The sequence below is a fragment of the Oscillatoria salina IIICB1 genome (genome assembly GCF_020144665.1).
Lineage (GTDB): Bacteria > Cyanobacteriota > Cyanobacteriia > Cyanobacteriales > SIO1D9 > IIICB1.
On record NZ_JAAHBQ010000029.1, the window covers coordinates 41,075 to 53,787 of the forward strand.

Sequence of the window (12,713 nt, forward strand, 5' to 3'; positions counted from 1 at the left end):
TTGACAAACTGCTTTCTTTCTGCTAAATATTAGTAGTTTTCAACAAATCAGAGGAGGTAATCATCAAATGGATACCATCAGTAAATATCAACAAATAATCGAGAAAATAATCGGCGACTATGCTCAATTGCGCTATTCCTATAGCGAAGTAGAGAGAAAAACGGTTTTCGACCGAGAACAGAACCATTATTTATTAATGATTTTGGGAGTAGAGGGTCATAAAATGGTTCATGGTTGCATACTTCATCTGGAAATAAAAGGCGATAAAATTTGGATTCATCGCGACGGAACTGAAGATGGTATCGCTAACGAGTTGGTAGCAGCAGGGGTTCCCCAAGACAAAATTGTTTTAGGGTTTTACCACCCAGAAACACGGGAATTAACAGATTTTGCAGTTTGTTAATTTGAGGAGGGTTTTCGGGTCAAGATTTACGATCGCCCCCTTCCACCAAAACCAACCCACCAAAAAAACCATGACAAACACAACAACCATCCCCCAAACCTACACCCAAAGACAAGTAACCCTAGACGACGTACCAGCGATCTATTGATTATTTTTAATTTCCCGATAAATTTCCCTCGCCGTTTTCTCCCCAAACATTTTTTCCTTTAACTCCAAATAATCCACTGATTGCGACATGGTTTCCCTAAAGAAAAATGCAGCTTTAGCAATACCCAGGCGATCGATAATTGCCCGAACACTTTCAGTTCTAACCGATGCCATTTCCGGCACAATTAACTTTTGAACCATCTTTATCCTCCTAAAAAGAACTAAGAACGCTATTAACAAAATCCGTTGGACTTTTAACCATTATAGCGCCCTCATACCTTTTAATTATTTTATCATCGCAAGTAATGAAAAAATCCACACCTAAACTTTCAGCACTCGCCAAATGCAGCGAATCCATTCCCTTAATCCCTATATTAGCTTCTATTTCCTCCGCTCTTACCAGCAACTTTTCATTCAAACTTTGGAAAGACTTAGCCTCCTGTAAAACACTTTCAACAAAAACCCGTCGTTCATTATATGGGTTGTTATTAGTTTCTGCTACTAAAGCCTCCGATGAGATAACTTCCACTACTCGATTTTCAATTAGCAAAAATATCAGCGTCATTGACACCGATTCTAAGTAGATTCTTGCCTGAGACTGGTCGTCAAATATTCTATTTAATGCGCTAGTATCTAAATAGAGTTTCATCGTTTAACTTGTCATCTAATACTTCAAAAACAACTAACTGTCATTATTAACCCTAGTAAATGGCTTTCTTCCAACCCAAAGGCACGTTTACCTCTAAAATAGGTAAAGGCTTTAATTCTTCTTGCCGAACTTCTACTACTAATATTTCTCTTTCAGATAACTGCACTGAAAGTGTCGTCCTCTCCTTTAGTAATTTGAGAAAATACTCAACAGAAAAAGATTGAATATTGAAAATATTCAAGACTCGATTAGCATCACTCATTGTTCAGGTTACTAAACTCAATTTTATTTTTATTATAGTAGTTATTGTAGAGATCGAGACAGATTTAATAAACTCAAAAGTAATAAGTTAGCTTAATGCCCTTAATCGTAATTTTTTTTCTAAATACAACTGTAACCGAATCAAAAATATGCTATCATTAAATAAAATAGTTTTAGTTAATATCCAAAACAATCTGACCCCAAATGAAAGCTTGCCAAATATCAATAGTCGCGAGCGATCGCGTAAATCTATCTAATAACTGACGCGAATTTACTCACCTTACTCACTAAATAACTATGAACTACAATTGCCGACTTGCAACTCCTGCTGACAGCCCAAAACTTGTTCCTTTTTGGCAAAACTTTGCTCAAGAAAGAGCGGCTGTTGACCCTTCAATAATTGTCAAACCTAACTTCAACTTTGAAAAATACATCCAAAATTAACTTGACAAATCGCTTTCTTTTTGCTATTTAGTCGAACAGCAAAACAACGAGCAAAAGACAATAAATTGTTCCATAATGCCAGCTAGAGATGCTTACCATACCAACTTAATTAACGCTCTGGTAAAAGATAACTGGAGCATAACCGACGACCCTTACTTTATTAAGTGGGGGACTAGAGATATGTATATTGATTTGGGTGCTTCTTTACTTCTGGCAGCAGAAAAAGAAGAGGTGAAAATAGCAGTAGAACTAAAAAGTTTTGCAGGTGCTTCCCCAATGAACGACTTAGAAAATGCTGTTGGTCAGTATATCGTTTACCATGATGTACTCGAAAAAACGAACCCAGACAGAATTCTCTACTTAGCAGTAGATGAAGAAGCTTATGCTGGAATATTCAGCGAACCCATCGGCAAACTCATGCTAGAAAATCAGCGCTTAAATTTAGTAGCTTTCCACAAATTAGAGGAGGTAATTATTGAATGGATACCATCAGTAAATATCAACAAATAATCGAGAAAATAATCGGCGACTATGCTCAATTGCGCTATTCCTATAGCGAAGTAGAGAGAAAAACGGTTTTCGACCGAGAACAAAACCATTATTTATTAATGATTTTGGGAGTAGAGGGTCATAAAATGGTTCATGGTTGCATACTTCATCTGGAAATAAAAGGCGATAAAATTTGGATTCATCGCGACGGAACTGAAGATGGTATCGCTAACGAGTTAGTAGCAGCAGGGGTTCCCCAAGACAAAATTGTTTTAGGGTTTTATACCCCCGAAAAACGCAAGATAACAGATTTTGCAGTTTGTTAATTTGAGGAGGGTTTTCGGGTCAAGATTTACGATCGCCCCCTTCCCCCAAAACCAACCAACCAAAAAAAACCGTGACAAACACAATAACCATCCCCCAAACCTACACCCAAAGACAAGTAACCCTATTAATGTACCCACTAATTCCCCTGTGGAAAGCCCTCGTCCACAGTCGCGAGCGATCGCGTAAATCTATTTAATAACTTACTCACCTTACTCACCAAACAACGATGAACTACACTTGCCGACTTGCAACTCCTGCTGACAGCCCAAAACTTGTCCCTTTTTGGCAAAACTTTGCTCAAGAAAGAGCGGCTGTTGACCCTTCAATGATTGTCAAACCTAACTTCAACTTTGAAAAATATATCCAAAATCAACTTGACAAACCGCTTTCTTTTTGCTACCTACTCGAACAGCAAAACAACGAGCAAAAAACAATTGTTGGTTGCTTATTTATTTACTTTTACGATGAAGCACCACCACCGGATCTTCCCAGCGAATTAGTTACCGAACACGAACAAGAAAATCTTTTTCTTCCCCGTCGCGTAGCTTCAGTTTTAGGAATGTACGTCCACCCAGAACATCGCCATCCTGAAGCAATTAAACTGCTTACTAATGCTGGAATAGGGAAAGCTGAAGAGATGAAAGTTAACGACATTGACTTGCTTATTGGTGCAGACCAAACAGGTATTCAAGCATTATTACAACGGGCTGGTTTTACTAAAGCTGCTGTTCAGTATACCAAACATTATTCACTACCCGATGATGCTGATTTACCCAGCTTACATCCTCCCCATCCAGAAATCGATTTTCCTGAAGTTCCTACTCCTAATGCTATTCCTTTACATGACCCTCAAACTCATGCTTTAGTTCGCAACCCTCAAGGGGAACCTGTCTTTCTTTTTCCCTTAAAAGATGACCAAGGAGAACTAATAAAACTATCTAATGAATTACCCATTTATTCTACTCCTGTACGTGACCCTCAAACTCAAGATTTTGTTTTCGATAAAAATGGCGAATTAGTTGTTTGTCCTGTCCTGCGCGACGAAAATAATCAAGTAGTAGAATATCAAGGTATTCCACAATTTCATCCTCCTGCTTATCAAAAGGTTTCGGGAAAAATAACTCTCAAACAAGATAGTGACGGAAATTATGTTTTCTCTGATATTGAGTTAAATTCAGACGGGAAAATTCTCCGAAGTCCCGACGGACAGCCAATTTTTAAGTCACCTCTATTTTGAATTAGAATAGTCAGCTTAAGTTGATTGACACTGGAGTTTTTCTAACATGGGTGAATAAGCTAATAACAACAATAAATAGTAGAAATATTTGGCTTAATCTTTGTCTCTAATTATGCTTGAAACGAGTCAAGTTCAAGCAATATGTCTAATTTTGTAAATTTCTCTTGACTAGGAGACAAAGATTAGTCAAAATTGCTGAAAACTAGCTCGATTCTAGTTCAATGGCTGCAAAAGAACAATTACCCAGTGTTGAAGAGTTGAAGCATTCAGTAGCTTCAATCAATTTCCTGGCTGACTATTTATTCGGCGAGGTAGATTCTCCAATTAAACAACAATTCAAAGCCAATGCTTTAGCCCAACAACATCCAGAAACCACAGCCATAGTAAAATTAGCTACAGATTTAATTGCCCAGTCTGATCCCTTACCACCGGAGGAATTACTTACCGTCACCCAATTAGCAACCAAATTGAGTGACATCTTGAGTAAGAAAATTAGTGCAAAACAAGTCAACTCAGCATTAGTTGAATTAGGTTTCCAGGAAACTCACCCCAATCAATCTCGCTCTTGGCAACTTACAGAAGCTGGAACCGAGTATGGTTTAGTCTTAGCGACAACCAGCAAAACTAACTCTTGGAGTGGAACACGAGTCAAGTGGTTTGAGAAAGTTATCTCACCCCTCACAGAATACTTTTCTGACCATACAGATGTACCAAGTTCAGCTACTAATGGTCGTAATTCCAGAAAACCCATCGGTGGCGCACCTCAACTCTTATCTTAAGACGATTGAGCAAATATTTGACTGCTCCCCTCCCTCCGCGTTGCTAAAGGGAGGGGATTCTTAAGCCATCCAAAAATAGACTCTTAAAGGCGTAGTCAAAGCGCCCCTACTGACTCCTTTGAGAGAAAATTTCAAAGTCGCCGCTACTTTTGTAAATCTCCATCTCTTTAGAGCCCAGAGAAGTTAAACAAGATAACAATACCGGCGATCGCCGGTTCGGTCTAGATGTATTGACACTATTAGGGGTCGAGGTGGATGTTATAGCAGAGAACGAATTAGTTAGGACATCCTCATTTTCGGAAAACCTTGCTAGCATAGGCTCTCATCACTGTTTACTGTTCACTGTTTACTGTTTACTGCTATACCATCACACCCCTCCCATCCGAAACCGAGCGTGAGCGGTGAGATCCTTTCCTGGCTCAGATTGGTAAATAAATGTTAATTTTAAGCAAGTTTTGCCAAAAAATAGTTTTCTAGTTCAGAAAGATCGATAGCAGCGTCTAACAAGCTACCCAAATGCGATCGCAGTTTTGTTATTCGCACCGAAAAAGTGATAGGGCGATCGCCCTTATGATACAACCGAAACAACAGGATCTAACTAGGTACTTACTGTGAATGTAGATCGTTATCAACTTTATGTTTTACTGTCGGGCTTTGCTAACACTGAAGTACGCCAGCAAATTTGCGCACAGTTGCCATCTCTGCAAGGACAGAGAGAAAACTTAGAACAGAATTGGGAGCAAATTACCCAATTAGCTAGAGAGATTGCTAGTTCGTCAGATCGAGTTAATCTGCAAACAGAAGCCGACGTACTACGGGATACTTGCAAACATCCCTTCAGTGGAGCCGCACAAACAATTAACGCAGATATCTCCCCAGATAGTTTCGATTGTAGCATTATTGCCCAAGAAACTGACATTAAAAAAGTTTATTGGTGGTTTTGGCGATTCTATCCAGAAATTTTAGCTACCACACAACGAGATTTTTTACTAACTCCCGCTCACCCAATTTTACCAGATTGTCCGGAACCGAGTTATCGAAGTACAATTGCTGCTTTATTAGGTGCAATGTATCCTCCTGGTAAAGACTTAAATCAACCAGAACACCCTTATTTACTCATCTTTACTTTTTCCCCAGTCCAGGAAATTATCAAAGCCTCACGTAAATTTCTTGACTTTTGGTCTGGCTCATATTTACTCCACTATTTAAGTGCCAAACTTTGTTGGTATATTGCTTGTAAATACAGTCCCGATGCAGTTATCACTCCTTCTTTATGGAGTCAAGAAATTATTGATGCTTTGATGGTCAAAGAATTTGACAATGATAATTCTACCATTTTTCGCGATACTTTTCAACAGTATTCACGCGATAATTGCGACCCAGTTAAGCGTTTTCAGGAACAGAAATCTACCAGTTTAGTTACCGCCGGATTTCCTAATGTTATCACCGCTTTAGTTCCCGGTAAACAAGCAGCAATTGACTTAGGAAAAAAACTAAAATGCCAATTAAAAAAAGAATGGTCAAATATCGCCACTAAAGTCCGCGAAGATATTAAAGCGAAAGTACAAGATGCTGTCGAAAATAATGGCGATTTGTGGGAAACAATTTTAGAAGAATTTCCTCATGCCCATCCTAGCCCTTATGTTGAAGAATTACAAAAATTGCACCAGGGAGGGTGTTGGGAATGGAATCAACTTTGGGATGCTCAAATAAAGAATACCTGGCAATGTTATTGGAGTGCAATCCCCCTAGGAAACCCCGAAATTGACTTAAGTATATCTCTTACCGACAACCCAGATAACTATCAAGAATGGAAAGAAAATCAAAACCAAATTGCCCTTCCACGCTTCAATCAAACTATCCCCACAGTGGTAGAAGAAACTGCTTATTCCCTAGTTAATATTGGCACCTGGTGGGGAAGCCTTCAAGCCAGATTAGGACAAAGCATTCAAGCAGTAAAAAATACTCGTACTTGGAAGATTCCCGCAGCCCCAGGAGAACGTTCAACTATCTCCGGTCAATTTAGTGCCGTTCACCCTAGTTTACATTACCATGAAACATTCAAAGAAGGTGGAGGATTACCAGAAAGTTCCATGCGCTTATTTTGGCAAGTAATGGCAATTGTATATCCAGGTTTATTCAATGGTTCAGAAAAGCTAAATGCGCTTGAATTAACTAAACGAATGGCTTGGGAATACGGCGGTGTAGCCGAGTCGTTAGGGATAGATTTAACAGGAGAAGAAAATGATCCAGTGCCTAGCGAAGAGGAAGATTTAGAACAGGAAAATAATCGAAAAAATAGTTCTGAAATAGACTACGAAAAATTAATTCGCTTCCCTAATCTTAGCTCAATTGCTGCCGCCAAATTTGCTTACGAACATCCAGGAATAGTGCGCCAGTATTGGACAAATCTCAATCGATTAATGAACTCTAAGCAACCTAATTCGCAAGAAAAAATATTTGATCCGCAGTTACGAAGAAAGTTTCGCTCAAAAACGCGACGAGACTTTCAAGTACCTAAAACTGACCGAGAAATTCCCGGATATAACGGAGTGATGTTTTCTAGTAAATGGTTAGCAGACGATCTGAGTTTAAACCAAAGTGAATCTAACAACAATTTACAAAAGCTACGTGAAATAGTCAATCAAGCACATAAAGACTGTGGTTTCAACAACGGTTCTCCGGCTGATTGGTGGGTAATTGTTCTCGCAGATGGAGACAGTATGGGTAAATATGTTTCTGGTTCAAAAATGGAAAAATATTCTGAGTATCTTGTTCTCGATGCTATTGAGAACACAACTAAAAATTCAGCTAATTTTGAGGAACTTCTCAATACGAAAAAACGTATGGGACCTGCAACTCATGTGGGACTAAATCGCGCGCTTTTAGACTTTTCTAATCGTCTTGTGCCTTATCTTACAGAAAAACGTTTTTGTGGTAGGGTAGTTTATAGTGGTGGCGATGATGTAATGGCAGTTTTGCCATTAGCAGATTTACCTGAATTTCTCTTATCTTTACGTGCGGCTTGGTGTGGTGGAAAAGACCCACAAAATGAGTTTACCAGTAAAGGTGGTTATTGGCATCCAAACTCTCAATTAGAAGGTTTACCTTCCCGTCCTCATTTTACAATGGGTGAAGGTGCAACTATGAGTATGGGAATTGTAATTGCTCACAAAAGTGTTCCTTTACCAACTGTCTTAGAAAATCTCTGGGAAGCGGAAAAAGAACGAGCGAAAAAATTAGCAGGTAAAGATGGTTTGTGCTTCCGAGTTATTTATGGTGGTGGTAATACTTTAGAAGCTTTGATGAAAGGAGATTTACTCGATTCTTGGTGGAATTTTTTGCAAAATTACTCACAAGTGGATTTTAGTCCTTTGTTGTATCGACTTGCTGAAGAATTACCTCGTCACGCAGCAATAACCGAGTCAGATTGTTTGTTATCTAGAGCAACCGAAGTTATTCTTTCTCGACGGGAGCAAACTTTGTCTGATACAACTAAAGAGGCTTTACTTGACTGGGTTAATTGTTGGGAAGCGTGGGCTTATCAAACTCAACACAAACTGGGAAAAGATGCACTGGGTACTCAAGAAAAGGATTTGGCTTATTTGTTACGATTTAGTGCTTTCTGGGTCGATAAAATGATGCAGTTTCACGAATGGTCTTCTGAGTAAAGAAATATTTGAAGTTGATGCTTGTTGTTGATTTGATTGGGAAATAATGATGCTACATTGGTATGCAATTGAACCGTTGGATGTTTTACTTTTTCGGGAAGCGAAACCTTTTTCACCTGGGGAAGGTTCGTGGGCTAAAGGACAGTTTCCTCCGCTTCCGACGACAGTGTTTCAAGCTTTGAGGTCGGCTTTACCTAAATGTACGACAAAAGAAGAACGTCTTCAGAGAGATTTATCGTTTATGGGTCCATTTCTCCTGGATACCGATCACATACTTTGGCTACCAACTCCGCAAGATTTGTTAGCAGTCCAAAAGAAGTCTGCAAGTGACGATAATGCACAAGATGACTTGAATGAAACAACTTCAGAATGGGAGAGAACTTTACGTTTGCAACCTGCTAATCCTCAGCAGGAAGAGTGGAGACATCTTTGTTTCGATAGCGAAGAGTTACCACCAATGGTTGCTCCTATTGAACAATTAAAAGAAAATGAATTTATTTATCGTCCTTTTAGTTGGATAACTGCTTGTGCTTTGAGGAAATATCTCCAAGGTAAAAATCCAAATAATCCAAAGGATTTTCATGCTGACCCTTGGGATGTACAAATATTACCGCATATTCACATGGAAGAAAATACTCGACAAGTGAAGGATGCAGATGGATATTTTACTGAAGTTGCAATTCGTTTGCGTCCTGGGTGGAAACTGGTAGCGGGGATAAGTGCAAAATTAGAGACCACAGTGGTGCGTTTAGGTGGAGAAGGACATCGCGCGATCGCGTCTCCTGTTACTTTACCAGATTGGGAACTACTCGCACCTCACACTCAACCTCAAGGCAATTTCGCTTATCTGCTAACTCCTGGGTTAGCTGAAGTAGATGATGCAGTTTACGGTATTTATCCTCATTACTGGAAAGATAAATTAGCTGGATGCGTGGGAACTCGTCCTTTATTTTGGGGTGGAGTATCGACTATTTATCGTAAAAACCAACAGACACCACAATTCTCTTTACTTCCGCAACGAGCATTTGTTGCACCTGGTACAGTTTATCTGTTCAACAAATTGCCAGAACAGACAAATTTATTACCACAAAAAGTCACCAACTGGCAAACAACTTTCACTCAACTTAACTACGGAACCTTACTTTGGGGACAAAGAAAATGAAAACAAATCTAGCTTATTTGTATCTCCTTTCTCCTTTACATACTGGAGGAACTACTCAAGAAGGAAACTTAGTCGGTATTGCGCGAGAAGTTCATACTGATTTACCTTATTTACCTTCTAGCACAATTCGTGGTCGTTTGCGAGCCGCAACTCCGAAAGATATTCGGAATGAGTTATGGGGTAACACAATTGATAATGTTACTAACGGTGAAGATGATAACCTTAAACAAGGTAGTTTATGGGTAGGTGATGCAGCTATTCTTTGGTTTCCTGTTCCTTCTTTAAGTCATGGTGTAGTTTGGATTACTTCACCCTTATTACTACAACGTTGGGCGCGTTTTGTGAACCAAAATATAGCTATTCCCGAAATAGTTTTTTTTAGTGGCGGAAATCGAGCTAATCTTTATTTACGAGATACCATCTTTAAGAAAGATAAGTTAAAAGAATGGAAATCCGAAGAGTATTCGTCATTTATTCCTAACGGTTTTCAAGACACAAATGTTATGACTCAATTTTTGGTTTTGTCTAACCATAATTGTCGAGTATTGATTGAATCAAGTCTTTGGCGACAAGTAAAAGTTACCTTAGATTCACATAAATCTGTTAAGGGCGGATTTCGCTATGAAGAAGCAATACCTCCTGAAACATTAATGTATTTTCCTTGGGGAACAACTGTTGCTAACAACAATAATGTAGGGGAGGAAGTTGGTCATTTTCGAGAACTAATCAACGAAACCGATACTTGTCAAATAGGAGGACAAGAAAGCCTTGGTCGTGGAATTGTGCGATTGTGGTTAACTCCTGAAACAAAAAAATAACTAATTGATTGCTACCAGAAAATAGTTGAATTTGGAGAAAAAAATGCCAGAAGAATTGTTCGATCCGCGAGAAATTAGCAAAGAAGTTTATCACAAACTATCAGAAATAAGGAGTAACGAAAATGATAATCATCAGCGACTTAAAGAACAATATAGTCAGTCAGTAGAACTGTATACTTACTTGGCAACTTGGGGAATGTTACGTTTAAAAGCTGAAGAATTTGCTCCCAATCCTGACGGAAAACGAGATGCAATTATTGCTTATTTTCAAGTTCTCACGAAAATAACTGAAATTAAGCCCTTATTAGGGGAAAATAGCTTAGATACCTTAATAGCTATGGAACCTGAAGATTATCTCGGATTTACAGGTTTAGGCTTACAAGTAGCACGCGAGTTTGCATTTTGGGCGTTAGCTGTTTATGCCGATGTAAAAGCTGAAGCAGAATCAGCAAATTAATTAATATTGTTTACCCTGAGTAAGAAAATGCCACCATCTCCTTGGTTAAATCCTGAAGATTCACCTACACCAGATAGAACAGCGAGTTTTATTGAATATTTGCGTTGGATGCGTTCTCCAAATGTTGCAGATAAAGATAGTACCAAACTCGAAATTTTGCAGAATGCACAAAATAATGCTAACTATCACCAACGTTTAACATTATTGTGCGATCGCGTGCGTAGCTTTGCGGGACAGCAAGGAACAATCCTAGAACTAACTTGTCCCTGGCGGATTCGCGTCGGCGGACATACTGGACCAGAAAACATCCTACTTCCGGCTTTTGATGCCCTAGGTATGCCTTACCTCCCTAGTTCTAGTTTACGCGGTGTAGCTCGTTCCAAAGCAATCCGAGAAGTCGGAGAAGAGAATATTGCACCTTATTTCGGCGATCTTAATGCTACCAATCCTGCTCATCGCGCGGGGAAAGTCATCTTCTTTGATGCTTATCCCTTACCAGATACTCAGAGTCAAGGGGCAATTCGTAATCGTAATCAAAATCAGAACGGTGGACTAGCATTAGATATGGCAAATAATATTTGGAGTTGGCAAGAATCTCAGCTTCAATACAGCCCCAACCCTAATTTATTCTTTTCCCTCAAACAAGCCAAATTTGTGATTGGTTTGCGTCCGATGGCTGGTTGCGACGAAGCCACTTTTCAACAAGTGGTTGAGTGGTTAAGAAACGGACTGACTGAAAGTGGTTTAGGTTCGCAACTCAATACTGGTTACGGAAGATTAGTTTTATCTTCTTCCCCGAATACACCTTCAACAAATAATCTCCCTGGAGAATTCTTCCGCGTCGAATTTGAACTTGAGGGTCAGTTTATTCACGGTATCCAAGAATTTACCCAATGGGAATGGGAAGAGAGAGAAGGACAATGGGTACATCGGGGTAAACCCCAAGCCGAGATTCGTCCAGTTGCATTTAAGTCCATGTTACGTTATTGGTTTCGCGCTTTGGCACGAGGAGTTTTGCCTACTGATTCTGTTAAAAATTGGGAAGCCAACATTTTCGGTGGAATTAATCCACAACGACTGGGATGGTTGCGCTGTCATGTCTTACCTGGGAAAAACAACGAACCAAATCTACAAACGGGTATCCTCGTTTTAGCAAATCCACCAGAAATTCCTGAGAACAAAAAAAATGAAGTAAAAAAATTGTGCAAAAATTTGACTTGGATAATGTTTCACCTTGGCGGAATTGGACAAGGTGCGCGAAGACCTTGCTATCAGAGGAATAATCCTCCTTTTTGGCGGGGTTCAAGTCTGACTTGCATTCTTGACGACAATTGTAGCCAGGAAGAAGAAGAGTTCTGGGAAATACCCGAAAATATTGGCGAGTTTCGTAAATTATTTCGTCGTCGTTTACAAAGTTTTTATCGCTCATTAGCACAGTTGTCTCAAGTTGAGATAAACTCCCAACAACCATTATCTGTAAATACTGAAGCAGATTGGACTGAAGCAATAGATGCTAATTGTCGTATCGTTATTTGTCAGGGTCAAAAAAGGAACAATAAGGTTTGTGCATTGGCGGTTTTGCATAGTCAGGAGTTAAAGAAAAACGGAGATTATGACCCAGATTTATGTGGTGGGGTAAATCCTCCTACTCCCTCCCCAGTTTGGATTACTCACTTAGAAGAAGTTGATTTTCAGGTTGTTACTGTTTTTGGAGTTAATAACCCTCCCCAGCAAAACTTTCTACAACATTTAAGAAATCAAGCTGCACAGTATGTTACAGTCTGGAAATTTCCACAGCCAAGATAATAATCTCAAACCAAGCTATTTTTAGTTCAAATAGCAGTTTCACCGTGGCTACATTTGCTTAAC

General features: G+C 39.3%; 15 protein-coding genes. 12 read left to right on the top strand and 3 right to left on the bottom strand.

The window, feature by feature from the left end; genetic code table 11:
- Positions 1-67 precede the first annotated feature (67 nt).
- The gene (locus tag G3T18_RS10485) at positions 68-403 is read left to right on the top strand and encodes a XisI protein (protein ID WP_224410502.1); all 336 of its coding nucleotides are present in this window, start codon (positions 68-70) and stop codon (positions 401-403) included.
- A 141-nt stretch (positions 404-544) separates the two neighbouring features.
- Here G3T18_RS10485 and G3T18_RS10490 read toward each other — a convergent pair whose 3' ends face one another.
- From G3T18_RS10490 to G3T18_RS10500, 3 genes are read right to left on the bottom strand one after another with little or no spacing between them, the layout of a single operon-like run.
- A complete protein-coding gene (locus G3T18_RS10490) occupies positions 545-751 on the bottom strand; it encodes a hypothetical protein (RefSeq protein ID WP_224410503.1) in 207 nt (68 codons plus the stop codon).
- Between the two features lie 10 nt (positions 752-761).
- Positions 762-1,199, bottom strand: coding sequence for a type II toxin-antitoxin system VapC family toxin (locus tag G3T18_RS10495; RefSeq protein ID WP_224410504.1), 438 nt, complete (start codon positions 1,197-1,199; stop codon positions 762-764).
- 52 nt (positions 1,200-1,251) lie between these two features.
- Positions 1,252-1,461, bottom strand: coding sequence for a hypothetical protein (locus tag G3T18_RS10500; RefSeq protein WP_224410505.1), 210 nt, complete (start codon positions 1,459-1,461; stop codon positions 1,252-1,254).
- Between the two features lie 296 nt (positions 1,462-1,757).
- Between G3T18_RS10500 and G3T18_RS10505 the strand changes: the two genes are divergently transcribed.
- The 11 genes from G3T18_RS10505 to G3T18_RS10550 all read left to right on the top strand — a co-directional run bounded on the left by G3T18_RS10505 (position 1,758) and on the right by G3T18_RS10550 (position 12,650).
- A complete protein-coding gene (locus tag G3T18_RS10505) occupies positions 1,758-1,904 on the top strand; it encodes a hypothetical protein (protein ID WP_224410506.1) in 147 nt (48 codons plus the stop codon).
- A gap of 75 nt (positions 1,905-1,979) precedes the next feature.
- Positions 1,980-2,414, top strand: coding sequence for a XisH family protein (locus tag G3T18_RS10510; protein WP_224410507.1), 435 nt, complete (start codon positions 1,980-1,982; stop codon positions 2,412-2,414).
- Positions 2,384-2,719 (top strand): XisI protein, encoded by a 336-nt coding sequence (locus G3T18_RS10515; protein WP_224410508.1) that lies wholly within the window; start codon positions 2,384-2,386, stop codon positions 2,717-2,719. The genes G3T18_RS10510 and G3T18_RS10515 overlap by 31 nt, the downstream gene beginning before the upstream one ends.
- 71 nt (positions 2,720-2,790) lie before the next feature.
- Positions 2,791-2,916: a hypothetical protein gene (locus G3T18_RS25515; protein WP_263480343.1), complete on the top strand. Its 126-nt coding sequence runs from the start codon at positions 2,791-2,793 to the stop codon at positions 2,914-2,916.
- Between the two features lie 30 nt (positions 2,917-2,946).
- Positions 2,947-3,957: a GNAT family N-acetyltransferase gene (locus G3T18_RS10520; protein ID WP_224410509.1), complete on the top strand. Its 1,011-nt coding sequence runs from the start codon at positions 2,947-2,949 to the stop codon at positions 3,955-3,957.
- Positions 3,958-4,178: 221 nt separating this feature from the next.
- Positions 4,179-4,736, top strand: a complete 558-nt coding sequence (locus G3T18_RS10525) for a hypothetical protein (protein ID WP_224410510.1) — start codon at positions 4,179-4,181, stop codon at positions 4,734-4,736.
- Between the two features lie 611 nt (positions 4,737-5,347).
- Positions 5,348-8,407 (top strand): type III-B CRISPR-associated protein Cas10/Cmr2, encoded by a 3,060-nt coding sequence (cas10, locus tag G3T18_RS10530; protein ID WP_224410511.1) that lies wholly within the window; start codon positions 5,348-5,350, stop codon positions 8,405-8,407.
- Positions 8,408-8,453: 46 nt separating this feature from the next.
- A complete protein-coding gene (locus G3T18_RS10535) occupies positions 8,454-9,569 on the top strand; it encodes a type III-B CRISPR module-associated Cmr3 family protein (RefSeq protein ID WP_224410512.1) in 1,116 nt (371 codons plus the stop codon).
- On the top strand, positions 9,566-10,387 hold the full coding sequence (gene cmr4 / locus G3T18_RS10540) for a type III-B CRISPR module RAMP protein Cmr4 (RefSeq protein WP_224410513.1): 822 nt from the start codon (positions 9,566-9,568) through the stop codon (positions 10,385-10,387). Before G3T18_RS10535 ends, cmr4 begins: the two co-directional genes overlap by 4 nt.
- A gap of 43 nt (positions 10,388-10,430) precedes the next feature.
- Positions 10,431-10,844, top strand: a complete 414-nt coding sequence (locus tag G3T18_RS10545) for a hypothetical protein (RefSeq protein WP_224410514.1) — start codon at positions 10,431-10,433, stop codon at positions 10,842-10,844.
- 27 nt (positions 10,845-10,871) lie between these two features.
- Entirely contained in the window at positions 10,872-12,650 is a 1,779-nt protein-coding gene (locus G3T18_RS10550) for an RAMP superfamily CRISPR-associated protein (protein ID WP_224410515.1), read from the top strand.
- Positions 12,651-12,713 lie beyond the last annotated feature (63 nt).

Bases quoted from the DNA above. Each gene is read 5' to 3' on its own strand.
- G3T18_RS10550 (WP_224410515.1), top strand. From the start codon at position 10,872: ATGCCACCATCTCCTTGGTTAAATCCTGAAGATTCACCTACACCAGAT.
- G3T18_RS10500 (WP_224410505.1), bottom strand. From the start codon at position 1,461: ATGAGTGATGCTAATCGAGTCTTGAATATTTTCAATATTCAATCTTTT.
- G3T18_RS10525 (WP_224410510.1), top strand. From the start codon at position 4,179: ATGGCTGCAAAAGAACAATTACCCAGTGTTGAAGAGTTGAAGCATTCA.
- G3T18_RS10515 (WP_224410508.1), top strand. From the start codon at position 2,384: ATGGATACCATCAGTAAATATCAACAAATAATCGAGAAAATAATCGGC.
- G3T18_RS10535 (WP_224410512.1), top strand. From the start codon at position 8,454: ATGATGCTACATTGGTATGCAATTGAACCGTTGGATGTTTTACTTTTT.
- G3T18_RS10510 (WP_224410507.1), top strand. From the start codon at position 1,980: ATGCCAGCTAGAGATGCTTACCATACCAACTTAATTAACGCTCTGGTA.
- cmr4 (WP_224410513.1), top strand. From the start codon at position 9,566: ATGAAAACAAATCTAGCTTATTTGTATCTCCTTTCTCCTTTACATACT.
- G3T18_RS10485 (WP_224410502.1), top strand. From the start codon at position 68: ATGGATACCATCAGTAAATATCAACAAATAATCGAGAAAATAATCGGC.
- G3T18_RS10490 (WP_224410503.1), bottom strand. From the start codon at position 751: ATGGTTCAAAAGTTAATTGTGCCGGAAATGGCATCGGTTAGAACTGAA.
- G3T18_RS10495 (WP_224410504.1), bottom strand. From the start codon at position 1,199: ATGAAACTCTATTTAGATACTAGCGCATTAAATAGAATATTTGACGAC.
- G3T18_RS10505 (WP_224410506.1), top strand. From the start codon at position 1,758: ATGAACTACAATTGCCGACTTGCAACTCCTGCTGACAGCCCAAAACTT.
- G3T18_RS10545 (WP_224410514.1), top strand. From the start codon at position 10,431: ATGCCAGAAGAATTGTTCGATCCGCGAGAAATTAGCAAAGAAGTTTAT.
- G3T18_RS10520 (WP_224410509.1), top strand. From the start codon at position 2,947: ATGAACTACACTTGCCGACTTGCAACTCCTGCTGACAGCCCAAAACTT.